Genomic DNA, 26001 nt, shown 5'->3' on the forward strand with positions numbered 1-26001 from the left:
CAGCCGCAGGGGTAACTACCTCTGCGGCTGCACAATCGGCGCGCGGCTATCCGAACAGGATCTCCCTGGCCTGCTTGCGCGCACTGTTGAACTCCCACCACGAATCTTCGGATCCGCGCAGTTCCTGTTTCAGGTACCACAGCGAATCACTGCGCTGCGGCTCCGGCAGTCGATCAAGTGCAGGAACGGCATCGACCGAAAGCGTGCTCAGATAGTTCACGTCGATGCTCTTCCCCTGCTCGAACCGCTCGACGTTCTTCTCCGCGATGTACGCATCAGGGTTGAAGAACGCAAAGCCCAGCAAGCCCACAGTGGCCATGGCGAGTACAGCCGTCGGCAGCCACGCGCCCGACATCCGCACTCCCGCGATGATCAGCAAGACAAAGACCAGCCCGAGCAGCAGTTCGACGGCAAAGACGCTCACTCGCAGCCTCGTGAATCCGTACTGGTTCTCGTACAACCACATTCGATGAACGGCCGACGCCACAATGACAAGGCTGAACGTGCACAGCGCGCCCAGCAGCCCCCGGGCCAGTGCCCTCGATCGGCGATCATCGCGATCTACACGCCGAACCGCAACCGCGATCACCAACAACGTCAGCACCGTCACCATCATCAGCTGCCAGAATCCTTGACGCGCATAGTCAGCATACGTCAGACCGTCCGTGACCTGGACGTGTTTGTCGCCGCCGAACAGCGTCTTGAGTTGCACCGCAACAAATCCCAAGAACAGCACGTTCAGCATCGCGAGCGGCACCACCCACTCCCACAATGGCAGAGGCGACGCCGGCATGGGAGCAAGCGCGTCGACGTCAGGCGTTCGGCGCCGTAGATACACAGCCGTGAGCGTCCCGAAAGCCACCAATACCCCGATCAACAGGTGAGCGATTGTTTCATCGACTCGAATCGAGGGAGCGGCGCCGTCGAAGAACTTCGCGAATTCCGGATCCGCACTGGCAAAAAGAGATCCGAAGATCAGGAGCATTGCGACGCTGACGGCACCTACGGCCACCACACGAACGGCCGGCACTCGCAGCGCTGCGCCGGGTCTCGCGTTTCTCCGCCGGGCAAAGCGCATCACCCGTAGTGGAGCGCGCCACGGCATGATCGTTCCCAACGCGATGCCTGTCCACGTCCGGCCACCGATCAACGCCCAGGTGAACACAACCCACGCTGCCACCAGGCACACAAAGACAAGCCATCCCGCACCGCGGACCGCAGCCACACCGAACAGCGCAAGTGCGCCGGCGCAGGCTCCCCATTGAATCGGAGTCAACCGTGGCGGCGTGAGGAGCCCGACAACTACCGTGACACCGACAAACACGATCGCGTAGGCAACCCCGATGGTGTCGACATCGAGGATCAGGGCGGCAAGAACACCCACCACTGCCGATCCGATCAGCATCGGACGCGTAGGAATGGACGTCCGATCTCGACGCCATACGCGTGGCACCAGTGGGGCAGGCGCACTGGGTTTTGGTGCAACAGCAACCGGAGCAGTCATTATCAGACCTACTTTCAGGATCGGCAAATCAGGCGCGGACCCCGTTTGGGGCGCGCCGTCGATAATCGGTTAATTCAGTTCTGCGGCAGTACCACTCGAATACAGCACCCAGCGTGCGCATCAACAACGGCAATGGTGCCGCCATGTAATTCGACGGCCCACTTCGCGATGGCAAGCCCAAGGCCGGTGCCACCGTCCGTGGAACCCCCTCGGATGAATCGGTCGAAGACCTCGGAGCGTGCAGCCGGCTCGATCCCCGGGCCGTCGTCATGGACATCGATCACGACGGCGTGCGCAGTATCTCTGCGCACGCGAATCACTGCGTGTACGTCGTTGCCGCCGTGGCGAACTGCGTTGTCCAGCAGGTTGGTCACGACCTGATGCAGGCGATCCGGATCGGCCGAGATGCTCAGCGAAGCAGGGCTCACATCGATGACGACGCCTCCCCTACGCTGCGACATCAATTCGTCCAGGAACGGCTTCATCTCGAACATCTTGGGATTCAACGGCATTGCACCACCCTCGAGTTTCGAGAGATCAAGCAGATCGTCCACCAGAGCACCGAGACGTTCTGTTTGAGCGAGAGCCGAACGCATCGTCTCCGGATTCGGATCCTGCACACCGTCGACAATGTTCTCGAGCATCGCCTGCAAAGCGGTGATCGGCGTGCGTAACTCATGCGACACGTTGCCGATCAGCTCGCGGCGATACCTGTCGTCGGCACCCAAATCCTCGGCCATTCGATTGAATGCCGTTGCAAGTTCGCCCACTTCGTCGCGCGATGTCGCCCGCACTCGACGGGAATAGTCGCCACGCGCCATAGCCTTGGCCGCTGCCGTCATCTCGCGAAGTGGTGACGTCATTCCGTGTGCGAGCACCTGCGTAACACCCAGGGCAACAAACAATGCCGTCAACAGCGCGAATCGAAACGGTTGTTGCGATGTCAGCCAGAAACCACCGGAAGCGAACAACAATGCGGCGACAACCAACAACCCGACCTTCACCTTGAAGGACCGCATCGGGTCGAGCGGTCGTGGCCACCGCGCAAATAGCCGGTCGACGACGCTCATCGCGGCACGTCCCACGCGTAGCCGACGCCATGAACGGTTCGGATCACCGAGGACCCCAGTTTGCGTCGTAGCGCCTTGACGTGAGAGTCGACGGTGCGACTCCCCGCCCCCTCGCCCCATCCCCAGATCTCCTCGAGCAGCGACTCGCGGGGAATCGCGGCTCTTGGTCGCTCTGCCAGATACACGATCAGATCGAATTCGGTCCGCGTCAGGTGTATTTCTTGCGTGTCGCGGCGCACCCGACGCTCGGTCAGGTCGATCACGACGTCACCGAACTCCAAGAGATCGGATAGCGGCTGCGAGGGACGACCAGCACGCCGGAGCAGCGCCTGTACCCGCGCAACCAGCACCCGCATGCTGAACGGCTTGCTGAGGTAGTCGTCAGCACCGACACCCAAACCGATCACCATGTCGGTTTCGTCGGCGCGCGCCGTGAGCATCAGCACGGGCACAGCTCGTACGGCCTGGATTCGACGACACACTTCGAGGCCGTCGAATCCAGGCATCATCACGTCGAGAACCACCAGGTCCGGGCTGATCTCGGCGCACCGCGCGACAGCACTGGGTCCGTCGAATGCCATCTCCACGTCGAATCCCTCGGCGCGCAGACGCGCGGCAATCGATTCGCAGATGCTGACTTCGTCGTCGACCACGAGCACTTTTCGCTGACTCATGGAACTGACTGTATTAGCCCGACGTGGATGAACCTGGGAGGACTTGTGAAGGTTTTGTGCAGATTAGAACCGTCGAATGTTGTTGATCGGGAGATCAGACAAGGGGGTCAGACCCGTGGGAACTCCGACGCCGTACGCGTTGAAGACCATTCCGAAGCCCGCGTAGATTCCGACGTGCGTTGCGCCGGGATAGAACGTGATGACGTCGCCGGGAACTAGTGCCCAGCGCGGAACCGCTTGTCCCACACGGGCTTGCTCTTGGCTGGTCCGCGGTAGATTCACGCCGGCCTGCCGGAACGCCCATTGCACCAGCCCGGAGCAATCCCACGAGTTCGGTCCGACGCCACCCCATTGGTACGGCTTTCCGGTTTGGGTGGTGGCCGCCGCCAAAGCGATCAAACCTGCGGGACTGGGGATCGGAAGGGCCGCAGATCCGCTGCTGATACTGCCCATACTGCCCAGTGACCCGGTACTGCCGGTACTACCGGCGCTTCCCGGTTCCGCGAGAGCGGGCGCTGCAGTCAGGACCAGAACGCTTCCGGTCAGCAGGGCTGCAACCGTTCCCCTGCGCAGTGTCGACTTCCTCATGCAACCGTCCTTCGTTGAGGTACTGCGGTGCGGCCATCGCACCGAAATAGCGTTGAACTGGTCGGATCTGAAATGAGCATGTGGCCTTCGGATGCTAACGATCATCTCGGGCAATTCGGACAAGAATCGGCAACCCTATGCAGAATGAGGCCCTTTGTCCCCGCCCAGTCCCAGACAGCCCAGTCCTTGGCGCCCGAGAAAGATCAGGGGAAAGATCCGGGATTTCCTGGATTCCCGAGAGCCGAAAGATCCTTAGATTCGACTCATGCGCTCACACGTCTTGGCCACCATTGCCGTAGTTGCGACCTCGATGGCACTTGTCGGATGCGCGACGCTCCAACGAACCGTCGAGGTTCAATCGGATCTGGATTCGCTCACGAAATCGGGCGCAGTCGGCTCGATTGCCACGCTCGACGACAACTCGACCACTACGGTTCTGACCAGCGGTGTCCCTCACCAGACGAATGGCGATTCGATCGGCCCTCGCTACCGAGTCCGGATCGCCGGCGTGACAAAAACATTCACCGCAGCACTCGTGCTGCAACTGGTTGCGCAGGACAAGGTAGGCCTCGATGCACCGGTCCAGCGCTACCTCCCAGGACTTGTGCCGGGCGACACCATCACCGTCCGTCACCTACTGCAACATCGCAGCGGGTTAGCCGAGTTCGCCGGCGAACCCAACGCCGACGAATGGGTGGCTGCGAACGAAAATCGCACGCTCACGCCAGCCGACGCTGTGGCCATCGCTTTGAGCAAGCCCGCGCAGTTCGAGCCCGGATCAGCTTTTCGCTACACCAACACCAACTACATAGTTCTCGGGATGCTCGTAGAAGCTGTGACCGGCCGAAGCTACGCGGACGAGCTGCGCACTCGGATTCTGGAACCACTGGAACTCGAGGACACCTATCTCCCACCACCGGGTGAACGAGACATCCGAGGTGAGCACATGACCGGATATGCCGATCTACCCGGCGGGCGCACCGATGTCTCCCGGATCGAACCGTCCATCCCCTGGTCAGCAGGTGCCCTGGTGTCTACCGGCAAGGATCTCAACACCTTCTGGCGGGCCTTGTTGAGCGGCAGAATCGTGCCGGAGAACGAACTCACCGAGATGACCACCCCACACGCCGGTGCCACCGAAGCCGAAGGCCTGGGCTACGGCTTGGGAGTCGGATCCACCGAACTGCCCTGCGGGGTTACCTACATCGGACACAGCGGTGGAATCTACGGCTACTACACACTGTCCGGTGCAACGGAAGATCGCGCATACACCGTGACGCTGACCTCGACGCCGAAGGAACAACCGGACATAGTGGCCATGCTCTCTCACGCGCTGTGCCCCTGAACAGCTGCCGGCCGGTCGTTGGGCGCGCCCGATACCGCCGGAATCTGCCGACAGGCGTCTGGGATAGGATGAATTTCAGTTCCGTGCCTGGTATGGGCGTTGAACCGTCTTTATCCTTGCCATGCTGTGCTGCATGGCTACGTCGAACAGATAGGCCGACCATTCCACTCACTGTGAAGTACGCGGAAATTTACAACGATGCGCTGATCGCGCTGGCAGCAGCCACGCAGCGACCGGCGAACATCGTGCATCTGGACGACGCGTACGCCATTCGGGTAGATCTCGAGTACAACCGCTACGTCGTTGCCACAAACACTCCTCACGGTTTGTCGAACGAACCCGGTATCAGTGGAACCTGGTTGGTTCGCTTCTTCCAGGCCGATATCGACGGCGCGCCGGATGAATTGCTCACCGAAGCAACAAACCAGTGGCTCATCGACGCCTTCGATTCCGCCCTCGCGTCCCTCGAAGCCGGCGGAAACAAGATCGTTGCCGATGCAGACTTCGGGGATATCAGCCGCACTGAAGCGACTGACGTCGATAACAACCGCACTGAAGCGACCGACGCCGACTCACGCGGCGATCAGGCCTGACCGTCAGCAGATTCACTCAACTGAGCGATCCTCGCCGCAAGAGTTGAATTTTCGGCCTCGAGCGAGAGAATCAATCTCACTCCGACCAAATTGACGCCGTCGTCGATCAACGCGGTGATGCGACGCAATGTCTCCAGATCTGATTCGCTGTACCGGCGAGTTCCACCACCCGTGCGTGTGGGGGTCAGGAGTCCTCGTCGCTCGTACAGTCTCAACGTCTGCGGCCCGACTCCGGATAACTCCGACATCACCGAGATGCCGTAAACGCCACGCCGTGAGCGCGTGTGTGGCTCTAATGTCACTGCAAGCCTCCTCGACCCAATCGGCGATTCCACGACTTTAGCACTTCCAGGCAACGAATCTGTTCGCGGGAGCATAGATTTCATATCGGCGATCGGGGCCGAAGATTTTTTCAAATTCAGGACTTTCGGCATTTCGCCTGTACAGGGCGGCCATTTCATCACCTGACTGATTCAGACTGGAGTCGATCCACTCGTTCTGGGGTTGCTAATTATCTGCGTCGACTGGTATAGATTTTAGTACGTCCTGACGAGAACATGCGTATCAAATTGCAGACAGATTTGGGTGTTGAGAGGCGCAGAACACGGCGCTGACGAGAAGCGGATCGCCCGATTCTCACTACTTACACCCCTAGACCGCAGGAGCAAGATGACGACGATCGACATCCCGTCCGCACCGAGCGGCGAGATCAACTCCGGTAGCTCGACCTTGGCCACGCCGGAACTCAAACTGCGAATCGCCATGATGTTCGGGGATCCGATAACAGAGGACCTGGCCGGAAGCATCAATTGAATCGACAGACACGATCCGAAAGTATTTGTGCCGCAGCAGCACACAGCTCGGCACTCTGACGAGAGGAAGATACATGTCTACATTCACGATCCCGGGACTGAGCACCGACGACGGCGCGCGCGTAGCCGCAGTTCTGCAGGAACGCCTGAGCGCGTACAACGATCTACACCTGACCCTCAAGCACATTCACTGGAATGTCGTAGGCCCTAATTTCATCGGCGTACACGAAATGATCGATCCCCAAGTCGATTTGGTCCGTGGTTACGCGGACGACGTTGCCGAACGCATCGCCGCACTCGGGAACTCCCCGAAGGGAACCGCCGGCGCTATCGAAGCCGACCGCTCGTGGGACGACTATTCAGTCGGACGTGACGACGCTCGCGCACACCTCGCCGCGTTGGACCTCGTGTACACCGGCGTCATCACCGATTCCCGGGCCGCGATCGACTCGGTCGGAAAGATCGATCCCATCACCGAAGACATGCTGATCGGTCAAACAGCGCAGCTGGAGAAGTTCCAATGGTTCGTCCGAGCTCATCTGGAGAACTCAGGCGGAAACCTTGTGCACGAGGGAAGTTCGACGGAACTCGACGCCGCCGACAAGGCCCGTAAAGCCTGAACCGTGACAAAACGCGAACTTCGGATATTCCAACTGCAGCAACGACTGTTGGCCGGATCGATAGTAGTGGGAACACTGCTCGGGGCTGTAGCTATCACTTCCCTCTGACCTCAGTTTTTTTAAAGGTCCAAGATGACCTCAATCGTGGAATCCCCAATCTCGGAATCCCACTGTCACTTGGAATCCACTTGTCACAAGGAGACTCACTGTGCTCGGACTCGGCATCATCGGTTGGATCATCATCGGCGGACTCGCCGGCTGGATCGGCAGCAAGATCATGAAAACCGATGCCTCCATGGGAATCGTGCTGAACATCGTCGTCGGCATTATCGGCGGTCTGATCGGCGGATTCCTTCTCAAATTGTTCGGTGTCGACGTCAACGGTGGTGGCCTGATATTCAGCTTCTTCACGTGTGTACTCGGCGCGGTGATCTTGCTCTTCCTGGTCAAGGCCGTCACCGGCCGACGGTGAATTTCCCAGATCCAGAACGACTCGAATCAATCTCTACCCGAAAGGATCACGATAACCATGGCTGATTTCATCGACAAGGCAAAGCACAAGGCCGAGGAACTCATCGGCGAGGCAAAGGAGAAGGTCGGACACAAGACCGACAACGACGATCTTGCCGCCGAGGGCGCCAAGGATCAGGTCTCAGGCAAGACCAAACAGGTCGGTGACGATATCTCGGATGCTGCAAGCGATATCAAGAACAAGTTCACCAACTGAGCGGATGCACTGGTGCCGCCGCCAGTGAACAGATAGCGGAAGTCCGTAAATCACGGCAACTTCCTACGCATCGGAGATGAGGATTCACCATGATTGTTCTCGGCATTATCTTGGCACTGGTCGGCTACTTCACGTCAATCAGCATTCTGACTACGGTCGGCATCATTTTGGTGGTCGTCGGCGCAGTCTTGTCGCTCCTCGGCGCTACGGGTCGCGCGGTGGGCGGCCGGAAAGTCTGGTATTGATCCACCCCGTTAACCTGCCCGGTGGCGCGTTCGCCGATCACTCCCGATCGGCAAACGCCCCGCCGGGCGTTTGCCGTAAAACCGGGTTCAGCCACTCAGGAACGTCGAACTTTTCTCTTTTTGTGGGTACCGTCGCAGAAGGGAGGTATCGCTGTGCCACCGCAACGACACAGCGCCACCGTTGCACGTTCACGGCTGATCGGGTTGCCGTCGGCGTCGACCAGCGTCGCCGGACCTCGAACCAGTAGTGGCCCGTCTGGGCATACAGTGATCGTGACAGCGGAATCGTCGCCCCCAGGATCGGAATCGGAGTTCATATGTCCTCCACACGGATTGATCTAACACCATCGCAAGCACTGGCAACCGGCACTCGCATGCCGATCCCCTCCGCGCGAGGACAGGTCAGCGAACTGCTGATTGCACTGTTGTCTGGATCCGACGCTAACCCTGCTGCCTTCACCGCCGCCGCTCGGAGTGCGGCCGGAGAGCACGATGGTACATCGATCGTGTTCGACGACGACGCACAACTGTCGCTGACGCTGCTGTACGAACTACACCTTCAGGGACTCGCCGGAGTGTCTGACGAATGGGAATGGAACCTCGATCTTCTCGCAGGACGGGCCGCGCTGGAGTCGTCGTTCGAGGCAGCAGTCCGTTCGATCGTCGCATCCCGAAATCTTGAAGCCCAACCTCTCGACGCCGGGGACGTCGTCTCACAATTATGGGCGATGACCGCGCCGTCGACCGGGCCGAGCATGTCCAAGTTCATGGCGACAGACGCCAGTGCCGAACAGTTCGAAGAGGTACTCATCCACCGTTCGCTCAACCAGCTACGAGAATCCGATGTTCACACGTTGGGAATTCCGCGTCTGGCCGGAGCCCCGAAAGCCGCGCTGGTGGAAGTCCAAGCCGACGAGTACGGCGGCGGGCGATTGGAGAGGATGCACTCCACCCTCTTTGCCAACACCATGCGCGAACTCGGACTGTCGGATCGGTACGCACACTATCTCGACGTCGTTCCGGCAGTGACCCTTGCGAGCCTCAATGTGCTCTCGCTCTTCGGATTTCATCGTCGGCTGCTCGGGGCGTTGATCGGCCATCTGTGCGCAGTGGAAACCACGTCGTCGCTTCCCAGCAAGAACTACAGCGCCGGGCTGCGTCGCCTAGGTTTCAGCTCGCGGGCAACACTGTTCTACGACGAGCATGTAGAAGCCGACTCCGTTCACGAACAGATCGCAGTCCGCGATCTCGCCGGCAAGCTAGCGGAGCAAGACCCCACCATGCGGAGCGACATTCTGTTCGGCGCCGCTTCATGTTTGGCGTTCGACGACCTGCTGGCCGAACACATCACCGGTTGCTGGGACCGGGGTGAGACTTCACTGGGCAGTTCACCCCGGTAAGCGGCCCGGCAACCTCAGAATTTGAACGCTTACATGATATTATCTGTTTCCACGGATGCAGATTAGCTTTTTCTGGTGCGATCGGTAGGTGGCTCCCTCGACTTCCCGTCGAGATGAACCCAGGAGGCATGATGACCGGCAAACAAGAAAACTCAGGCGACGTTTCACCTGATGATGTCGAAACCGTCACAACCGATTCAGGTTCCGAAAATGCGGATAGCGACGTCCAATCCGATCCGTCAGGCGGCCAACCCTGGTCCGGCGAAGGCGGCGCAACAACACACGGACCAGCGACCGATCCGCACAACGGGTAGAGCGCAACACATATATACACACCGAAATGCCTTCGGGGTTGACTTCCGAGAACGGAGAACACAGTGGCTGAAACAAACGGCGACCTACCCGTCGACGACGCACATACCAATCGATCTCACGTAGGCGAAGGGATCGCCGACGGACGGAACTACCCCGGGTACCTTCTCATCGGGCTTGCGCTCGCCACGCTCGGATTAACCTTGGTGGCACTAGGCTACGGGTTTCAGGGATGGGCATTGATCGCCGGCGCAGTGTGCGCTGTGTCCCTCGTGCTGGGCGTAGCCGCCGTCCTTCTCGAGCGACGACGCGTCAAGCGCCTCGAAGGCCATAACCTCACGCATCAGGAAGGTCATTGATCGGCAAACGCCCCAACGGGACTCGAGGAGCACCCGGCAACTCTGACGACAACGGCACAAGCGCATTCGACACACTGGTCGGCGAACTCGACTACCCGATGTTTGTCGTCACCACCGGCGAGGGTAACCAGCGGTCCGGATGTCTGGTCGGTTTTGCATCTCAGGTCAGTATCGCTCCTCCGCGTTTTCTCGTTGGACTGTCGAACAAGAACCACACGTTCCACACAGCATTGACGACGGAATTTCTTGCTGTCCACGTCATCCCGAGGGATCACATCGAATTGGCAACGTTGTTCGGGGGATCCACCGGCGACGATATCGACAAGTTCGCGCGTTGCGCCTGGCATCCTGGCCCCCATGAACTCCCGATACTCGATGAGTCCTCCGCCTGGTTCAGCGGACGCATTATCGACCGCATCCCTCTCGGAGACCACGTAGGTTTCCTCCTGGATCCCGAATCAGGCTCTGCACCTCGCGATCTCGGTACGGTTGTCACCTACACCGACGTCCGCGACCTCGAGCCAGGACACGAATAGCTTTTCCCCCTACGTATCCCGCCGCACGTCCGTCGGCGACTTGTCCTCCCGCATCCCCCGCCAACTGGGGTGCCGCAGGCGACCACTCGCGGTCCAGTCCATGAATCGCACTTCACCGACCAGTTCAGGGCGGATCCATACCGCTCCCTTGCGATCCTCCGTCGGAACATCATCTTCGAACGGGCTTTCCTTCTGCTGCAAGGGTTCCAGTACCGCCAGCAATGTTTCCAAGTCGCGGTCGGTGAAGCCGGTCCCCACTCGGCCGACGTAACTCAACCCGTCTTCACCCGGAATTCCCATGAGAAGTGCGCCTATCCCCCGGGCCCGATTGCCTTGACCCGTGCGCCACCCGCCGATCACTACCTCTTGTGTGCGCCAGTTCTTGACCTTGATCCAACTCGACCCCCTCCGCCCCGGCAGGTACACCGAGGCGCGACGCTTTGCGACAATCCCCTCCCAGCCGGATTCGCGGCTCACCTCCAGCGCGTTCGCCGGGGTTCCGTCGATCTGGGTTGGCACGGTGAGATCGCCGACCTTCGCGGCCAACGCACTCAGCACAGTCCGACGATCGGTGTACGACTTGCGCAGCAGGGAAACTCCGTCGAGATACAGGAGATCGAAAGCCAGAAACTCGGGTTCACCGCCGCGCTGCAAAGCCCCGAAATCGGTGACACCTTCCGCGTTGTACGACACCACTTCACCGTCGAGAACCACCTCGTGGCCGTCGAGAACCGAAGCAAGTCCAGCCAGCGCGGGATAGTCGCCGGTCTTGTCGTTACCGGCTCGGCTGCGGAGCGACAGTGTGCCCGAATGAAATTCGAGAATCACCCGTATCCCATCCCATTTACCCTCGAATGCCCACTCGTCCTCATCCAGACCCTCGAGCGATCCGGGCGTCGCGAGCATCGGTTCGATCCCTTTCGGAAACTCGATTCCGAAGCTGGATTTCTGATCCTTCATCAGATGCATCAGCCACTGGTCACCTTTGGTCCGAATCAGCGCGAATCTGCCCTGCACTCGGTTCCCGTCCAACCGCACGATCACCTCGTCGTCGCGCCACTTCTCCGTCTCGTACGTGCCGGAATCCCAGATCGTCATCGATCCGCCGCCGTATTCTCCCTTGGGGATCGTGCCGGAGAAGGTGGCGTACTCGAGCGGATGGTCCTCGGTGTGGACAGCCAGCCGGTTCTCCCCCGCGGTGGTGGGTACCCCTTTCGGAACTGCCCACGACACCAGCACACCGTCACGTTCGAGCCGAACGTCGTAGTGCAGGCGTCGCGCGTGATGTTCCTGAATCACAAAGGAATTGCCGAGCGCGCCGGGGGAAACAGAATCCGGTACCGGCTCCGGCGTCCGGTCTGCCGCACGCTTGTTTCGATATCGTGTCAACGAATCCTGCTGCACCACGGGAGGGTCGAGAGCAGCCAACAAGTCACCGCCGGAATCAACGCGTTCGAGAACCTCGTCGAACAGCAAGTGTCGCAACTTCGGGTCGTCGAGTTCGTCCCAACTGCGCGGCGCGGCAACATAAGGCTGGGCACGCCCACGCATCGAGTACGGAGCGATTGTGGTTTTGGCCGCGTTGTTCTGGCTCCAGTCGACAAATATCTTGCCGGCTCGAACATTTCGCGCCATCGTCGCTGTCACCAGATCCGGATGGATCTTCTCGAGTCCCACCGCGATCTGCTTGGCGACGGTCGACGCACCACTGCCGTCCAGTGGCCGATCGAGCGGCACATAGAGATGAATACCCTTGCTTCCGCTGGTAACGGGATACGCTGTCCAGCCCAGCGTTCCCACTAGATCACGGATAGAACGGGCCACTTCGGCACATTCAGCCAGCCCGACGCCATCCCCCGGGTCGAGATCGAACACCAATCGGGTTGCGGGCCCGCGCTCGGAACCGTCGAATCGCCATTGCGGAACATGTAATTCGAGGGCTGCTTGTTGACCGAGCCAGGCAAGCGAAGCAACTGAATCGAAAATAGGATACGTGACCACTCGGTCGGAATGCTGTAATGACGCGCGGGTCAGCCAATCCGGCGCCGACGATGCAAGGTTCTTCTCGAAAAATGATTGACCGTCCACCCCGTTCGGCCAACGTTTCCGTGTTCCCGGCCTACCGACGACATGGGGAATCATGACTGCGGAAATTCGAGTGTAGTAGTCGATGACTTCGGCTTTGGTGGTTCCACTCTCGGGATAGAGCACCTTCCCGAGATTGGTCACGGGCACGGTTATGCCATCGAGTGTGATCTGGCCCCGATCAGTCGTCGCCATCTCTTCATTGTGCTGCAGCGCCCGTGATCCGGCAGTAGAAATCGCTGCGATCGGAACCCTGTCCTCGCGCAACCCTCACCGGCCACACTGAGGCTCGAGCCGAAAGGACAACCACGATGACAACGCAGCACATGTCGGAACTGTGTGTGGACAACAACTGGCGCATGCTCGCAACCTGCAAGTCCGTTGATCCAGCGGTTTTCTATTCACCCGGCGAGGAACGCGGGCGCAATCGGCTTGCGCGCGAACAAACGGCCAAGCAGGTGTGCTTCCGCTGCCCGGTGATCAACGACTGCCTGAACTTTGCACTGGAGACCGGTGAACCACACGGCGTCTGGGGAGGAACGACACCAACGGAACGCCTCGTTCTCCGTCGCTCAGCAGCCTGAAAATTGGCCGGGTACAAGACCCCGATCACATCGATACCGGACATACAGGCAAGATGACAACGTGCCTATGCCACGACGTTGCGTTGCCGTAACTGCAATCTTCGCCTCCGCGATCCTCTTGGGTTCATGCTCCACTCAGCCTGAGAGCGCCGCTGCAGTCCCGGAAACCACCACCAGCATTCCCGAGGCCTTCACCAAGCTTCCGTCCACTGCAGCCGTGACGGAATGCGGTCCGGGCAGTGGCACGACCACCAACGACGGCACACTCACCATCGCTACCGGTTCGCCGTCGTACGAGCCCTGGTTTCACGACGGCGATCCGTCGAACGGGCAAGGATTCGAGGGTGCAGTGGCCCGCGCTGTGATCGAGAAACTTGGTTACAACCCCGATCAGGTCACGTTCACGAGCGTCGCATTCAACGACGCGCTGAAGCCTGGCAGCAAAGACTTCGACTTCGCGCTCGACCAGTTCACGATTTCCGGAGATCGCCGCGAGTCCGTCGATTTCAGCTCGCCGTACTACGCGGTGGCGCAGTCGGTCATTGCCTTGCAGAACAACGGCGCTGCACAGGCCACGGATCTGAATTCGCTGACGCAGTACCGACTTGGCGCACAGGCCGGGTCGACCAGCCTGCTTGCCATCACCGAGACCATCAGTCCGTCAACCCCGCCGCGCAGTTACGCCAACACCGACGAAGCCAAGGCCGCATTGGCGGCCGGCGAGATCGACGCCCTGGTTGTCGACATTCCCACCGGATTCCACATCACGGAGACCGAACTGCCACAGTCCGTGATCGTCGGACAGTTTCCGCGGCCGAACGCCGTCACCGAGTTCTTCGGTGCCGTCCTCGAGAAGAACAGTCCACTTACCGCGTGCGTGTCGGCCGCAGTCGACTCACTGTATGCCGACGGAACCCTCGAAGCTCTTGCCACCGAATGGATCACCGATACTGCGGACGCAAAGATCCTCGACTAGATCCGATCAGTTGCCACGGCCGCTGATCGCGCCGACGAACACCTTGGGAATATCGGCGGGCGTGGGTGCGAAGTGACTGTTTCCGCCGGTGACTGCTGAAATCTGTTTCAATACTTCGGTATCGGCATCGCCGGTGACGCCGATGGTGATGATCGGTACCGGACGGGCGGCATCGCGCTCGCGTGCAAGAGTGTCGAGCAACTCCTCCCGCGAGATACCGGACGGATCGTCGTTGGCCCCGTCGGTCAGGAGAATGACCGAGTTGATCGACGACGGGTCATACGTGCTCTGGATCTGACGAAATGCCGCCAGAACACTGTCGTACAACCCAGTTCCGCCACCGACAAGTGACGGTAGCTCGTCGACGTGAGACAGAAGTTTGGTCCGATGATCGGTGTCGCCCTCGGGCGCATCCATGCGCGCAACAGGCTCGAGTTCGCGGTAATCGGTGCCGTCGCCGAGGTCGATCGAGAAGGCCCACAGACCCAATTGCGCATTGGCGGGGAACATTCGGATCGCGATGTCGCCGGCCTGCGCCGTAGCGGCCATTCGGGTCACGCCGCCTTCCACGTAGTCCATCGAGCCGGAGACGTCGACAACCGCCAATGCGCGGGAGGGCCGGGACAGAATCTCGTAGCGCGCCAGCGCTGTGGCCACCACAGACGGATCGCTCGGAACCAACGGCGTGATAATCCCGACGCCGCCGCTCGGCAACGGTTCGTTGCCCGCTGCACGAAAACCCAGACCGGACAAGGCTGTGCGGCCGCTAGCAGACGTGAGTGCGTCGGCGAGAACCTGCGCGGCCGGCAGTGCAGTCGATTCTCCGGTCAGCGCCATCGGGTAATTCATGAACACCGTGCCGGACGTCGGCACTGCGGCGGTCAACCGAGCGTCGGGATGAGCGGCCATGTACGCGATGAACGTCTGTTCGGTGGTGACCGCGGTTCCGCTGTCCTCGGCAACCTTTTCTATGCGGATGGTCGAACCGGCTTCCTTCACATTCCCGAGTTGAGCTTGTGCCACGGGAACCAATGCGGCCGAGATGGACGCGGTATCGCCGCCGCGCGCCTGAGTTTCGGCAAACGCGGCAACGATGGGTGCGCTGGACACAGCGCTGGAAAGCGGATCACCGATATGCAGTCCTGGAACTGCCAGGACGTCGATCCAGCTTGCCGGACTGGTAGTTTCACCGGATTTCGACACCGTGATCACCGGTGTGGACGCTACCGACTCACTGACCTTCGAGACGGAACGACCAGCCGCCCCGGCCTTGTCGAGCCATTCTGACGAATCGGGTATCCAGATCGCCGGACCGGAACCGCCGAGCGCAAAGTCCCCGTAGGTTCGAGCCGAGTCCTGGGACACCACGGTGAACGATGCGCAACCGAGCTTTTCCGGATCAATCGTCGCCACTACCGCCTCGACGGCGGTGGCAATGGACGGATCAACCGCTACCACCAGATTGTCGGTCTGTGTGCACTCCGATGTCGCGGCGGTAGGCGTGACCGTCGGAGCATCCTCCCCCAGATTGCTGAAGGTGACGGCAAACGCCGCGGAACCTGCGACGGCAACCACCGACAGCACTCCAACCAGTACTTTCACCGATCGTGGCATAGACGCTGTTGGTACCCCGGACGAGCCGTGACGACCAGACATATGCGGAATCCTCTCCGGCGGAGCACCAGGTTCATAACAAACCTATGCCCGGTTTATCCCGCCGAAAAGAATCCTAACTCATGTTTGCCGCAAAGTAACTACTTGCAAAGTTTCAAGCGTAGATTCGAACGAACTGCGCCAACGACTGCTCGATATCCCCTTTGAGAGCCCGAGCAACGCCGGAACCGATGGGTCCGAAAAGCGGGGCGCCACCGAGTTCGACGGTCAACGCCAACTCCGAACCCGTCCCCTTGGCCTTGACGTCGAGTTCGAGCCCCAGCTTGACCCCACCCTTGCCGTCACCCTTGAGCGATAGCGCCGAGGGCACGTCGTACTTCTTGATGGTCCAGCGCACACGATTACGCAGGCCTTTCACCGTGACAACTGAGCTGATCTCGGTTCCCACCCCCAACTGTTCGGGAAGTTCCCCTCGCCAACCGTCGTGGACGACAAGCCAATTCTCGTAGCCACTGAGATCTGATGCCTTGTCCCACACTTCCTGCGGCGGAAGGGGGACGTCGATCTTCACTGTGAGTTTTGCCATGGTGGGACAATAGCGCTGTGCGCCTTTCTGGTTACCGGAGGTACCAGAAAGGCGCACAGGGGCTGCGCCCCTAGTGATCGACTGCCTTCTCGACGCCGACGCCAGTGAGGGAACGAACTTCCATCTCGGCCTGCTTGGCCGGATCCTCGGGCTTGTTGCGCCCGATGTAGGTACCGATGATGCCGAGGGCAAATGCCAGCGGGATCGAGACGATGCCGGGGTTGGAGAGCGGGAACCACGCGAAGTCCGAGTTCGGGAGCATCGACGACGGCTTGCCCGAGATGGCCGGGGAGAACACGATCAGCGTCAAGCAGCTGATCAGACCGCCGTAGATGCTGAACAGCGCACCCGTGGTGTTGAACTTCTTCCAGAAGAGCGAGTACAGCAGGGTCGGCAGGTTCGCCGAGGCCGCAACAGCAAAGGCGAGAGCCACCAGGAAGGCGATGTTCTGGCCCATGGCGCCGATACCGAGAACGATGGAGATGACACCGATCACGACAACGGTGATGCGTGAAACCCGAACCTGCTGTTCTTCGGTTGCGTTGCCGCGCTTGATGACACTGGCGTAGATGTCGTGAGCAAACGACGCAGATGCCGTGATCGCGAGACCGGCGACCACCGCGAGGATGGTGGCAAAAGCCACGGCCGAGATGATGCCGAGGAAGATCGTGCCGCCGAGCTCGAAGGCCAGCAGCGGTGCCGCAGAGTTCTCCTTGCCGGGAGCAGCCAGGATCACGTCGGGTCCGACCATCTTGGCTGCGCCGTAGCCGAGCACCAGCGTGAACAGGTAGAAGGCGCCGATCAGTGCGATCGCCCAAGTGACGGAACGGCGAGCTTCCTTGGCGGTGGGGACGGTGTAGAAGCGCATCAGCACGTGCGGCAGGCCTGCAGTGCCGAGCACCAAAGCGATTCCGAGAGAAATGAAGTCGAGCTGCGTCATCCCGGTCAGCCCGTACTTTGCGCCCGGCGCAAGAATGTCGCGACCGGCAACAGCTTCGTTGGAGGAGTTACTGACCACGTTCTGCGCATCCGCGAGGAGCTGGGAGAAGTTACCCCGGACCGCGAAGAGCACGAGCACGAACATGATTCCGGCGCCGGCCACCAGTAGAACGGCCTTGACCATCTGCACGTAGGTGGTGCCCTTCATACCGCCGACCAAGACGTAGACGATCATCAGCACGCCGACGATCGCGACCACGACTGCCTGACCGGTCTTACCTTCGATGTTGAGCAACAGCGCGACAAGTCCACCGGCACCGGCCATCTGGGCCAACAGGTAGAAGAGCGAGACAGCAAGTGTGGAGATCGCCGCGGCCATACGCACCGGGCGCTGCTTGAGGCGGAAGCTCAATACGTCGGCCATCGTGAATCTGCCGGTGTTGCGCAGCAATTCGGCGACCAGAAGCAAGGCCACGAGCCACGCGACGAGGAAGCCGATGGAGTAGAGGAAGCCGTCGTAACCGTAAACGGCGATGGCCCCGGCGATCCCGAGGAAGGAGGCAGCCGAAAGGTAGTCACCGGCGATGGCAAAACCGTTCTGCGGACCGGTGAACTGCCCGCCACCGGTGTAGAAGTCGGATGCCTTCTTCGTGGTGCGGCTGGCGCGAATGACGAGTGTCATCGTGCCGACGACAAACGCGAGGAAGATCGCGATGTTGAAGACGGGGTTTCCCACATCCGTCCCGGACGCGGCGAGTGTGGTGATCACGATACGGGGCCTTCCAGCTCGTCACGGATAGCAGCAGAACGCGGATCGAGTTCGCGGCCGGCGAACTTCACGTACCAGGCAGTGATCGCGAACGTCGTCACGAACTGTCCGAGGCCGAGAATGATGCCGAGGTTGATGTTGCCGATGACCTTGGTCGCCATGAAGTCGTGGGCGTAGGTCGCCAGAAGGACGTACACCGCATACCAGAGCAGAAAGAATGCAGTGATGGGGAAAACGAACTTGCGCAGGCGCGTCCGGAGTTCCTGGAACTCGGGACTTGCTTGCATGTCTATGAATGCCTGGGCATCCGGGGTCCGCCGCTCTTGCGGCGACCCCTCACTGACTTCTGCTGTGGACACTGCCGGCTCCTCGCCTCGCGTGTGAAGTGAACTACGTCCAGACGTTAGTGAGATCGGAGTCACATGAAATGGCTGTGGTGGCGCTCACACGGTGAGCTGTCGAGTCGTGCGCTGAACGGTCGCCCAAGCGCGACCAGCGGCACGCCGAAATCAGGGCTGGCGCAGCTCGTCCTCGCGGTCGGAACCCATGTCCAGACGCTCGGGAGCATGCATACGAGTGAAGATCCGCGCTATATCCGCAGGTATCTGCTTGCTCGATGCCTTACTGACAACAACCATCGTGGCGAACGCGAGCGGCACGCTGACGGCGGCCGGAAACGCGAAGATCGCAGCGGGCCACCCGCTCAACACCGTTTCCGACAATCCGCCGAGGATCGCGACCGTTGCTGCCGTCCCGGCTACAAAGCCGCCCACCACCATGCCTGCGCCGGCGCCGACCGCGGTCAATCCGCGCCACCAGACGCCGAGCAGGAGCAACGGGCAGAGCGTCGACGCGGCAACGGCAAATACCAACCCGACGGTGATCGAGAGATCGACCGACACCACGGCAAGTGACATGGCCAGCGGAATCGCACCGGCCAGAAGGGCGGCGATCCGGAAATCGCGTATCCGCCCTCGTAGGACGTCGGTGCTGATCACACCGGCGATGCTCACGAGCAGACCAGACGACGTGGAGAGGAACGCGGCAATCGCGCCCGACGCCACCAGTGCTGCCAGCAACTGCCCGCCCCACCCCGAGAACACCGAACCTGGCAACAGCAGCACTGCAGCGTCGGAGGTTCCGGTGATCAGCAACTGCGGAACGTACAACCGAGCGAACACTCCGAGCAGGACCGGAAAAAAGTAGAAGACGCCAACAAGACCAACGACGGCCAGCGATGTCAGTCGCGCCGTCCGCCCGTCCGGATTGGTGTAGAACCGCACCAGTACGTGCGGCAATCCGAGCGTCCCGAGAAAGGTCGCGAGCATCAGCGAATACACCTGATACGTCGGGTGCGGACCGCCGAATCCCCAACCGGGCGTGATCCAATCCGAATTGTGCGCCGGCGCCCCGGCTACCACCGGAACGGCTGCACCGGCTTCCAGAACCATCGACATTCCCTCGCCGAGGGTGTGCTCACCCGGCTCGAGGACAACACTGCCCGTGGCCGAGCGACCATCCACCGTTCCTCCCTGCACTGTCACCGGTTCGGCCACCTGCACCACAACATCGGTGGTGATGTCCACGGTGGTCTGCTCGCTGACCGTCGGCGGCGCCGGAGCACCTACGTCATGTTCGTCAGCAAAGAAGTAGAAGGCCAGTGCCACAGCCGGAATCGCCACCGCAGACAGTTTGAGCCAGTATTGGAATGCCTGAACGAACGTGATCGATCGCATGCCGCCACCGACGACGTTGGCGATGACGATCACCCCGACCACAACCCCACCGATCCAACTCGGCACGCCGAGAAGGATATTGAGGGTCAGACCGGCCCCTTGGAACTGCGGAATCAGATAGAGAATGCACACCATCGCAACCACGAGCATTGCCAGTTTACGTAAACGCGGTGAACCCAAACGGAATTCAGCGAAGTCCGGAACGGTGTACGCACCCGATCTACGGAGTGGTGCTGCTACGAAAAGCAGTAGCGCCAGATAGCCCGCAGTGAACCCGATCGGGTACCACAACGCGTCCGCCCCGTACTTGGCCACCAGACCGGCAACACCGAGAAAGGACGCAGCAGAAAGGTATTCACCTGAGATCGCCGTGGCATTCCACTGCGGCCCCACCGTGCGGGAGGCAACCAGAAAGTCGGACGTGGTGCGAGAAAGCCGCACTCCGTAGATTCCGATCGCAACCGTCGCCACTGCTGCCGCCACGATGCCCAACACCGTCAACACCGGAATCGATTGCCCACCCACAGCGCCCGCGCTCAGTCGTCCACGAGATTGGTGAAGTCCTGCTCGTTGCGTTCAGCCCGACGCACGAACACCCACCCGGTGATCAGCAACAAGGGCAACACGGCGCCGCCCATCACCAACCACGGAAGCCTGATCCCCCACACCGAGTAATCCGACAGCGCCGGAAAAAGCATGGTCGACAGCGGTATCGCGCACAATGATCCGGCTACGACCACAGCCAGCCGGATCGCCAGGCCCAACTGAGCACGAACCAGACCCCGGATCATGGCGTCGCCGACCTCGGTCTGTTCCTGCACCTCTACCCGGGTACGCACGATGCGGGCGCCGTGACGCTGCGCCAGCACCACCCGCTGACGCGCAGGCGGATCGGTGTGCCCACTCACCGCGACAACCAACTCTGCTTGGGGGTGCGCACCAACCGATCCTTCAACTCGCGGGTATGCCGACGGCTCACCGGCAACTCCACCGGCGGCTTACCGCTGTGTGGGCGAAGAGTCACCACCAAACCACTCCCGACGGTGCGAATTCCGGTCACCAAGGCAAGGGACACCAGGTACGAACGGTGAACCCTCAGGAAACCCGCATCGGCCCAACGGGATTCGAGGGTGGAAATCGGGATCCGCACCAGATGCGACTTACCCGCCGTATGCAACCGCGCGTAGTCTCCGTCGGCTTCGACCCATTCCACCGCCGAGCGCTGCACCAGCGTCGTGACGCCGCCGAGTTCCACCGGAATCACTTCGTCGCTGGGTGCGGCATCGGCTTGTGCGCCCGCCTGATTACGCCCCGCGCGACCCACGATTCGGCTCACCGCCTGCGCCAGCCGCTCTTCGCGCAGCGGCTTGAGAAGGTAGTCGACCGCACCGAGATCAAAGGCGGCCACTGCCCGATCGTCGTGTGCGGTCACAAAGACAACCGGCGGCGGTGTCGCAAAATTGGAAAGAATCCCGGCCAGTTCCAAACCGTCCAGTCCTGGCATGTTGATGTCGAGAAAAACGCCGTCGATGCCACCGTCACGAAGGATCCGCAGCGCCGTCGTTGCATCCGACGCGGTGTGGACGTGCGCCACCGATTCTTGCGCGCGCAGCAGGAAAGCCAGCTCGTCGAGCGCCGGTTTCTCGTCGTCGACGGCAAGCACGGTCAGTTGGGCACCTATGTCAGTCTCATTCACAGCACACCCATATTCCCACGGTTACCCGCACCGAACCCACAAAGCCGCCGATCACACCCGAATGCCCTGCTTGAACTTGGGCACGCGCATGCTGACCTTGGTTCCGGCTCCCGGCGCGGTCTCCACCACCAGGCCGTAATCGTTGCCGAACGCCGCACGCAGGCGATCGTCGACGTTGGCCAGACCCACGTGCGCGGCCTCCCGGGCGCTGGGGCGGCCGGCCCCGGATTCGATGGCGTCGAGGGAACCGAACCGCAGCATGTCCGGGTCCATACCGACGCCGTCGTCCTCGACGCTGATGACGCAGTCCGGGCCTTCGTCTGCCGCCACGATGCTGATGGTGCCGCCCTCCGGTTTGCCGGAGATACCGTGCCGGACGGCATTCTCCACCAGTGGTTGCAGCGCCAGGAACGGCAGGACCACGTTGAGCACTTCGGGCGCCACCTGCAGTCGCACTTCCAGGGCATCACCGAACCTGGCCCGCTCGAGAGTCAGGTAGCGATCGATGTTGCGCAGTTCGTCGGCAAGCAAGGTGAACTCACCCGCCGAGCGGAACGAGTAGCGCGTGAAATCGGCGAACTCGAGGATCAGCTCACGCGCCCGCGGCGGATCGGTACGAACGAACGACGCCACGGTATTGAGTGCGTTGTAGATGAAATGTGGGCTGATCTGCGCGCGCAGTGCCCGCACTTCCGCTCGGTCGAGACGCGCCCGCGACGCATCGAGATCCGCAAGTTCGATTTGGCTGCACGCGTAGCGCGCGACCTCCGTGATCGCGCCGAGCATGCCGGGCCATGGGTCCTCCGTCGTCACGATCCCCAATACCCCGACAACGCCGCTGTCCTCGATGAGAAGCGGCTGGGCGATCAAGGCACGCACCGCGTGATCGTCACTGCCCCGCACCAGGTCCGAATGGGTCACGAGTACTCGGCGCTCACCTTCGATCGCCCGCAGTGCCGCATCGTGGAATTGTTCGGCCATCGATTCGTGCGGCCCGTTCCACGCCAGCACAACTCCCGCCGCGTCGGTGATGCCCAAACCTCGAGCGCCGGTCAATTCGCGCAAGTGGGGTGCCGCTTCGGCAGCCGATTCACTGTCGAGTCCGCGCCGAAGTGGCCGCGCGGCAAGGGAAGCCGTATGCAGCGCCGTGTGCACCGCTCGTTCGGTGGGTGAGGTGACCTCGCGTCTGGTCCGCATCCAGACCGCCGCCAGAGCCGCGCTGAGAAGGGCAACCACGCAGGCAAACAGGACAGCGACCGTCGGACTCATCTAGGCCCCGCAGGTAGTGGGCGCAGGTACGCCGCTGAAACGATCCTGAATCCATTGAACGGCCCCGGGAACGGCCCGGCCGTCAGCATGCCCCTCCCCCGGCCGCGACACGAACTCGATCACGTCGCCGTCCGAACAAGCCCGGGCCACCGCTGCCTCGGTCCACTCGGGGAGAATCAGGTTGTCGTTTGCCCCGACCACCACATACATCGGGCCGCTCGCTTGCCCACGCGGCAGCGCGATGTCGCTCAGCCAGCCGTGAATTCGATCGGCATCGGCGTCAGTAGCCGGGCGCGTATCGGCCGGCGTCACCTTCCCCACCAACGACAACTTCTCGGGCGCCCTGGCCGTGAGGCACGACGACAGCAGTTCGTAATTCTCCGCAAACGCTCCGTGTACGTAGTCGTCACGCTCGAGATCCGGATGGGACAGCGACAGACCCTCGAGAACGTACGGCAGCAACAATTGTTGGGGCAGTGACAGATTCACATCCGCCCCACTGGTGATGATCGGCGAGATGTCGGCCGCGGGCGAAAGATTTGCCGCACCGACAAATTCGAGCCCGTCCCCGTATTCGCCTGCCTTCTCCGCAGCTGCCCACGACGCCTGACCACCTTGCGAGAGTCCCAACGTGGCCCACCTGTCCGACGTGTCCGGCACGATGTTGCGTGCCGCGCGCACCGCGTCGATCACGTTGTAGGCGGCGGTATCCGGTTGCAGGTACGGGTGCGGATCAGGAGTCCCGAGCCCCTCGAAATCCGAGACGGCAACAACGTAACCCGCGTTCAGCAGCGGCTCCACCAACCCCATCGCCCCGAGGAGCGTCGGCGACGTTGACGGTGCACAATCGTCCGAGATTCCCGTCGTGCCGTGGCCGACCGAGACAATGGGCCAGCCGCCTTCGGGCGGAGTTCCCGGTGGGATGAATACCGTTCCCGACACCTGTGTTTCGCGACCGTCGACGCCGGATGTGGAGCCGTACAGAATCTTCCGGGCGCTCGCTCCGGCGGCAGCGGTTGTCGCAAACGGTTGGTCCTCGAAGACAACGCCGCGTGCTGCGCTCACCGGGGCGGGCAGAGCCTGCGCGACAGATGTGGTGGACTGCGTCTGCGTTCCCGCTGTCTCCTCGGTTTCTGCAGATCCACAGGCCGAACTCACCACAAGGGCACTCGCCGCGAGCGTCCCCCAGATCACGTGCCGCAGTCGTGCACTCATGCTGTGCCATCCCCTCCGGCCGCCGCGCGAGCGCGGCGGCGCCGTACCCGTTCCTCAGCTGCAGCCTCTTCGAGATCAAGACTCTCCAACACGGTACGCAATACCTCGTCGTCGAGATCGCCGTCGTCCCTCGCGGCAATCAACGCCATGCGCTGTGTACGCAACGACTGATGCCGAAACTTGTCGAACAATGCACCCGCATTCCACATTGCCGTATCGCGATCGTTGTTCTCGTCCGTCTCCTGCACTTGGAGTCTGGCCTGCATCGAGCGTCGCACGCGTTCGATGATTGCCTGAAGTTCGGCGCCGGCGACGCCTGGCGGTGGACTGGCCACCACGTCGGCCAGCGCTTTCTCACCGGCTTGACGAGAGATGGTGCGCGCCAACTCCATTTGCTCCTGCGTGCGCAACTGTTCGTAGGGATCGGCAACGTCCAGTCTGCGGATCAGGAACGGCAGTGTGGAACCTTGCAGGAGCAGCGTTCCCACCGCAACGATGAAGGCGATCGCCTGGATGACACCGCGGCCGGGAAACGGTTCACCGGAGGAGAGTGCAAACGGAATACCGCCGGCCGCGGCAAGTGTGACCACGCCGCGCATCCCGGCCCAGGACACGACTACGTTCTGTTTCCACGTCAACTGTTTCTGACGCTGCCCACGGCGCAACGTTATTCCGAATCGCACCCGGGAGTAGCTCAGGAACAACCACAGCGGCCGGATCACGATGACCACCGCCAACACCGCGAGCCCGTACAGGATTACGTTGACCGCCGGAAGACCGTCGTTGACGACATCGTCGATCACGAAGCTCAACTGCAGGCCCATATAGGCGAAGACGAACATCTCGAGTAGCGTGTCGAGGCTCGACCAGACGGACCGTTCCTGCAGCCTCGTCATGATCGAGGCATCCGTCGAATAGTGCCCGATCACCAAGCCCGCGACCACAACCGCGAGAACACCCGACGCATGGAGTTCTTCCGCGGCTAGATACGCGGCAAACGGAAGTACCAGGCCCAAACCCGTTTCGAGCGGCGAATCGTACATCCGAGCGCGCACGAATTTCACGATGAATGCAAGAACCAGGCCGATTGCTACTCCGCCGACCACTTCGTAGGCGAAGAACAACAACGGCGAATCCGTGGCGATCCGAGTACCTGTCACCGCGGCGACGGCGACGGTGAACAACGTCAACGCAGTAGCGTCGTTGACCAGACCCTCACCGGTGAGAATTGCGATGACGCGCTTGGGCAATCCGAGTTTCTGTCCCACTGCCACGGCGCTGACCGCGTCGGTGGGTGCGATCACCGCGCCGAGCACCAGTGCCGCACCGATCGTGAATTCCGGAACCAGCCATTCGGCGAAGAAGGCGACCACGAAGGCCGTCACGAGGACCATCCCGACACCCAGACGCAAGATCGCCGCGAGGTTGCGTTTGAACGTCGCCACCGAGAATTTCAGCGCAGCCGAATAGAGCAACGGCGGAAGTACTACACCCAGAATGACGTGTGGATCGAGTTCGGGCCGAGGCATTCCCGGGATGAACGACGCGACCGAACCCACAGCTACCAGAACCAGAGGCGCCTGAAGATTTCGGCGGTTCGCCAGCCCTGTCACTGCGATGGCGGCGATGACGACCAGCAGAATCCAGGTGAAGTTCACCCGTTCATTGTGCCCGCCCAGACTGACAAGTCACCCAGCGGACGCACAGGAGCCCACAACCTCGTCGAGGTGTGGGCTCCTGATTGCTG

General features: G+C 61.3%; 30 protein-coding genes. 13 read left to right on the plus strand and 17 right to left on the minus strand.

The genetic code is table 11. The features are described from left to right. Positions 1-46: 46 nt before the first annotated feature. The 4 genes from KYT97_RS29585 to KYT97_RS29600 form a co-directional block, all read right to left on the minus strand. Entirely contained in the window at positions 47-1504 is a 1458-nt protein-coding gene (locus tag KYT97_RS29585) for a DUF4153 domain-containing protein (RefSeq protein WP_095888412.1), read from the minus strand. Positions 1505-1578: 74 nt separating this feature from the next. Continuing rightward, on the minus strand, positions 1579-2574 hold the full coding sequence (locus KYT97_RS29590) for a HAMP domain-containing sensor histidine kinase (RefSeq protein ID WP_033234382.1): 996 nt from the start codon (positions 2572-2574) through the stop codon (positions 1579-1581). Further along, positions 2571-3248: a response regulator transcription factor gene (locus KYT97_RS29595; protein WP_219111458.1), complete on the minus strand. Its 678-nt coding sequence runs from the start codon at positions 3246-3248 to the stop codon at positions 2571-2573. Before KYT97_RS29595 ends, KYT97_RS29590 begins: the two co-directional genes overlap by 4 nt. A 63-nt stretch (positions 3249-3311) precedes the next feature. Next, entirely contained in the window at positions 3312-3836 is a 525-nt protein-coding gene (locus KYT97_RS29600; RefSeq protein ID WP_219111459.1) for an NlpC/P60 family protein, read from the minus strand. A gap of 265 nt (positions 3837-4101) precedes the next feature. Here KYT97_RS29600 and KYT97_RS29605 point away from each other — a divergent pair, with 265 nt between their 5' ends. Both KYT97_RS29605 and KYT97_RS29610 read left to right on the plus strand, forming a co-directional pair. Beyond that, positions 4102-5181 carry a serine hydrolase domain-containing protein gene (locus KYT97_RS29605; protein WP_141486369.1) on the plus strand — a complete coding sequence of 360 codons (1080 nt, stop codon included), beginning with the start codon at positions 4102-4104 and terminating at the stop codon, positions 5179-5181. 173 nt (positions 5182-5354) lie between these two features. Then, on the plus strand, positions 5355-5774 hold the full coding sequence (locus KYT97_RS29610; RefSeq protein WP_230590124.1) for a hypothetical protein: 420 nt from the start codon (positions 5355-5357) through the stop codon (positions 5772-5774). Here KYT97_RS29610 and KYT97_RS29615 read toward each other — a convergent pair. Further along, positions 5765-6076: a MerR family transcriptional regulator gene (locus KYT97_RS29615; RefSeq protein ID WP_033234167.1), complete on the minus strand. Its 312-nt coding sequence runs from the start codon at positions 6074-6076 to the stop codon at positions 5765-5767. The two genes, KYT97_RS29610 and KYT97_RS29615, sit on opposite strands and share 10 nt — an antisense overlap. A 367-nt stretch (positions 6077-6443) precedes the next feature. On the opposite strand from KYT97_RS29615, the gene KYT97_RS29620 reads away from it, so the two are divergent. From KYT97_RS29620 to KYT97_RS29640, 5 genes are all read left to right on the plus strand, one after another. Continuing rightward, complete coding sequence (locus tag KYT97_RS29620; protein WP_165826319.1) at positions 6444-6587, plus strand: hypothetical protein; 144 nt, start codon at positions 6444-6446, stop codon at positions 6585-6587. A gap of 73 nt (positions 6588-6660) precedes the next feature. Next, a complete protein-coding gene (locus KYT97_RS29625) occupies positions 6661-7206 on the plus strand; it encodes a Dps family protein (RefSeq protein WP_033234166.1) in 546 nt (181 codons plus the stop codon). 208 nt (positions 7207-7414) lie between these two features. After that, on the plus strand, positions 7415-7678 hold the full coding sequence (locus KYT97_RS29630) for a GlsB/YeaQ/YmgE family stress response membrane protein (protein WP_045069132.1): 264 nt from the start codon (positions 7415-7417) through the stop codon (positions 7676-7678). A 57-nt stretch (positions 7679-7735) separates the two neighbouring features. After that, positions 7736-7933 carry a CsbD family protein gene (locus tag KYT97_RS29635; RefSeq protein WP_033234164.1) on the plus strand — a complete coding sequence of 66 codons (198 nt, stop codon included), beginning with the start codon at positions 7736-7738 and terminating at the stop codon, positions 7931-7933. 89 nt (positions 7934-8022) lie between these two features. After that, positions 8023-8178, plus strand: a complete 156-nt coding sequence (locus tag KYT97_RS29640; RefSeq protein ID WP_092806704.1) for a DUF6131 family protein — start codon at positions 8023-8025, stop codon at positions 8176-8178. A 95-nt stretch (positions 8179-8273) separates the two neighbouring features. Here KYT97_RS29640 and KYT97_RS29645 read toward each other — a convergent pair whose 3' ends face one another. After that, positions 8274-8495 carry a CDGSH iron-sulfur domain-containing protein gene (locus tag KYT97_RS29645; protein ID WP_033234163.1) on the minus strand — a complete coding sequence of 74 codons (222 nt, stop codon included), beginning with the start codon at positions 8493-8495 and terminating at the stop codon, positions 8274-8276. Between KYT97_RS29645 and KYT97_RS29650 the strand changes: the two genes are divergently transcribed. The 4 genes from KYT97_RS29650 (at position 8496) to KYT97_RS29665 (ending at position 10785) form a co-directional block, all read left to right on the plus strand. After that, on the plus strand, positions 8496-9578 hold the full coding sequence (locus KYT97_RS29650; RefSeq protein WP_219111460.1) for an iron-containing redox enzyme family protein: 1083 nt from the start codon (positions 8496-8498) through the stop codon (positions 9576-9578). A 131-nt stretch (positions 9579-9709) separates the two neighbouring features. Continuing rightward, on the plus strand, positions 9710-9892 hold the full coding sequence (locus KYT97_RS29655; RefSeq protein WP_141486371.1) for a hypothetical protein: 183 nt from the start codon (positions 9710-9712) through the stop codon (positions 9890-9892). Positions 9893-9955: 63 nt separating this feature from the next. Continuing rightward, a complete protein-coding gene (locus KYT97_RS29660) occupies positions 9956-10249 on the plus strand; it encodes a hypothetical protein (protein ID WP_141486372.1) in 294 nt (97 codons plus the stop codon). A gap of 74 nt (positions 10250-10323) precedes the next feature. Next, positions 10324-10785: a flavin reductase family protein gene (locus tag KYT97_RS29665; RefSeq protein ID WP_342393918.1), complete on the plus strand. Its 462-nt coding sequence runs from the start codon at positions 10324-10326 to the stop codon at positions 10783-10785. 9 nt (positions 10786-10794) lie between these two features. Here KYT97_RS29665 and KYT97_RS29670 read toward each other — a convergent pair whose 3' ends face one another. Beyond that, positions 10795-13065 carry an ATP-dependent DNA ligase gene (locus KYT97_RS29670; RefSeq protein WP_219111461.1) on the minus strand — a complete coding sequence of 757 codons (2271 nt, stop codon included), beginning with the start codon at positions 13063-13065 and terminating at the stop codon, positions 10795-10797. A gap of 116 nt (positions 13066-13181) precedes the next feature. Between KYT97_RS29670 and KYT97_RS29675 the strand changes: the two genes are divergently transcribed. Further along, complete coding sequence (locus KYT97_RS29675) at positions 13182-13454, plus strand: WhiB family transcriptional regulator (protein WP_051730469.1); 273 nt, start codon at positions 13182-13184, stop codon at positions 13452-13454. 67 nt (positions 13455-13521) lie between these two features. Further along, positions 13522-14430, plus strand: coding sequence for an ABC transporter substrate-binding protein (locus KYT97_RS29680; protein ID WP_095888408.1), 909 nt, complete (start codon positions 13522-13524; stop codon positions 14428-14430). 6 nt (positions 14431-14436) lie between these two features. On the opposite strand, the gene KYT97_RS29685 is transcribed toward KYT97_RS29680, so the two are convergent. From KYT97_RS29685 to KYT97_RS29730, 10 genes are all read right to left on the minus strand, one after another. Next, a complete protein-coding gene (locus tag KYT97_RS29685) occupies positions 14437-16032 on the minus strand; it encodes a substrate-binding domain-containing protein (protein ID WP_245005963.1) in 1596 nt (531 codons plus the stop codon). Between the two features lie 166 nt (positions 16033-16198). Beyond that, the gene (locus tag KYT97_RS29690; protein ID WP_033234157.1) at positions 16199-16630 is read right to left on the minus strand and encodes a type II toxin-antitoxin system Rv0910 family toxin; all 432 of its coding nucleotides are present in this window, start codon (positions 16628-16630) and stop codon (positions 16199-16201) included. Between the two features lie 70 nt (positions 16631-16700). Beyond that, positions 16701-18338 (minus strand): solute symporter family protein, encoded by a 1638-nt coding sequence (locus tag KYT97_RS29695; RefSeq protein ID WP_033234156.1) that lies wholly within the window; start codon positions 18336-18338, stop codon positions 16701-16703. Beyond that, positions 18335-18697, minus strand: a complete 363-nt coding sequence (locus KYT97_RS29700; protein ID WP_033234155.1) for a DUF485 domain-containing protein — start codon at positions 18695-18697, stop codon at positions 18335-18337. Before KYT97_RS29700 ends, KYT97_RS29695 begins: the two co-directional genes overlap by 4 nt. A gap of 150 nt (positions 18698-18847) precedes the next feature. Next, complete coding sequence (locus tag KYT97_RS29705) at positions 18848-20599, minus strand: sodium/solute symporter (protein ID WP_033234154.1); 1752 nt, start codon at positions 20597-20599, stop codon at positions 18848-18850. Positions 20600-20610: 11 nt separating this feature from the next. Further along, a complete protein-coding gene (locus KYT97_RS29710) occupies positions 20611-20982 on the minus strand; it encodes a hypothetical protein (protein WP_033234377.1) in 372 nt (123 codons plus the stop codon). After that, the gene (locus KYT97_RS29715) at positions 20979-21770 is read right to left on the minus strand and encodes a LytR/AlgR family response regulator transcription factor (RefSeq protein WP_092806687.1); all 792 of its coding nucleotides are present in this window, start codon (positions 21768-21770) and stop codon (positions 20979-20981) included. Before KYT97_RS29715 ends, KYT97_RS29710 begins: the two co-directional genes overlap by 4 nt. Positions 21771-21821: 51 nt before the next feature. Further along, positions 21822-23039, minus strand: coding sequence for a histidine kinase (locus tag KYT97_RS29720; RefSeq protein WP_219111463.1), 1218 nt, complete (start codon positions 23037-23039; stop codon positions 21822-21824). Then, positions 23040-24254, minus strand: coding sequence for a lipase family protein (locus tag KYT97_RS29725; RefSeq protein WP_219111464.1), 1215 nt, complete (start codon positions 24252-24254; stop codon positions 23040-23042). Then, entirely contained in the window at positions 24251-25912 is a 1662-nt protein-coding gene (locus tag KYT97_RS29730) for a Na+/H+ antiporter (protein ID WP_033234150.1), read from the minus strand. Before KYT97_RS29730 ends, KYT97_RS29725 begins: the two co-directional genes overlap by 4 nt. Between the last annotated feature and the right edge of the window lie 89 nt (positions 25913-26001).

The organism is Rhodococcus globerulus (assembly GCF_019334125.1).
GTDB classification, from domain to species: domain Bacteria; phylum Actinomycetota; class Actinomycetes; order Mycobacteriales; family Mycobacteriaceae; genus Rhodococcus_F; species Rhodococcus_F globerula.

Excerpts from the sequence above, each read along its gene's own strand:
- KYT97_RS29585 (WP_095888412.1), bottom strand. The coding sequence starts at position 1,504 with ATGACTGCTCCGGTTGCTGTTGCACCAAAACCCAGTGCGCCTGCCCCA.
- KYT97_RS29590 (WP_033234382.1), bottom strand. The coding sequence starts at position 2,574 with ATGAGCGTCGTCGACCGGCTATTTGCGCGGTGGCCACGACCGCTCGAC.
- KYT97_RS29595 (WP_219111458.1), bottom strand. The coding sequence starts at position 3,248 with ATGAGTCAGCGAAAAGTGCTCGTGGTCGACGACGAAGTCAGCATCTGC.
- KYT97_RS29600 (WP_219111459.1), bottom strand. The coding sequence starts at position 3,836 with ATGAGGAAGTCGACACTGCGCAGGGGAACGGTTGCAGCCCTGCTGACC.
- KYT97_RS29605 (WP_141486369.1), top strand. The coding sequence starts at position 4,102 with ATGCGCTCACACGTCTTGGCCACCATTGCCGTAGTTGCGACCTCGATG.
- KYT97_RS29620 (WP_165826319.1), top strand. The coding sequence starts at position 6,444 with ATGACGACGATCGACATCCCGTCCGCACCGAGCGGCGAGATCAACTCC.
- KYT97_RS29625 (WP_033234166.1), top strand. The coding sequence starts at position 6,661 with ATGTCTACATTCACGATCCCGGGACTGAGCACCGACGACGGCGCGCGC.
- KYT97_RS29635 (WP_033234164.1), top strand. The coding sequence starts at position 7,736 with ATGGCTGATTTCATCGACAAGGCAAAGCACAAGGCCGAGGAACTCATC.
- KYT97_RS29640 (WP_092806704.1), top strand. The coding sequence starts at position 8,023 with ATGATTGTTCTCGGCATTATCTTGGCACTGGTCGGCTACTTCACGTCA.
- KYT97_RS29645 (WP_033234163.1), bottom strand. The coding sequence starts at position 8,495 with ATGAACTCCGATTCCGATCCTGGGGGCGACGATTCCGCTGTCACGATC.
- KYT97_RS29650 (WP_219111460.1), top strand. The coding sequence starts at position 8,496 with ATGTCCTCCACACGGATTGATCTAACACCATCGCAAGCACTGGCAACC.
- KYT97_RS29655 (WP_141486371.1), top strand. The coding sequence starts at position 9,710 with ATGACCGGCAAACAAGAAAACTCAGGCGACGTTTCACCTGATGATGTC.
- KYT97_RS29670 (WP_219111461.1), bottom strand. The coding sequence starts at position 13,065 with ATGGCGACGACTGATCGGGGCCAGATCACACTCGATGGCATAACCGTG.
- KYT97_RS29675 (WP_051730469.1), top strand. The coding sequence starts at position 13,182 with ATGACAACGCAGCACATGTCGGAACTGTGTGTGGACAACAACTGGCGC.
- KYT97_RS29680 (WP_095888408.1), top strand. The coding sequence starts at position 13,522 with ATGCCACGACGTTGCGTTGCCGTAACTGCAATCTTCGCCTCCGCGATC.
- KYT97_RS29690 (WP_033234157.1), bottom strand. The coding sequence starts at position 16,630 with ATGGCAAAACTCACAGTGAAGATCGACGTCCCCCTTCCGCCGCAGGAA.
- KYT97_RS29720 (WP_219111463.1), bottom strand. The coding sequence starts at position 23,039 with ATGAGTCCGACGGTCGCTGTCCTGTTTGCCTGCGTGGTTGCCCTTCTC.
- KYT97_RS29725 (WP_219111464.1), bottom strand. The coding sequence starts at position 24,254 with ATGAGTGCACGACTGCGGCACGTGATCTGGGGGACGCTCGCGGCGAGT.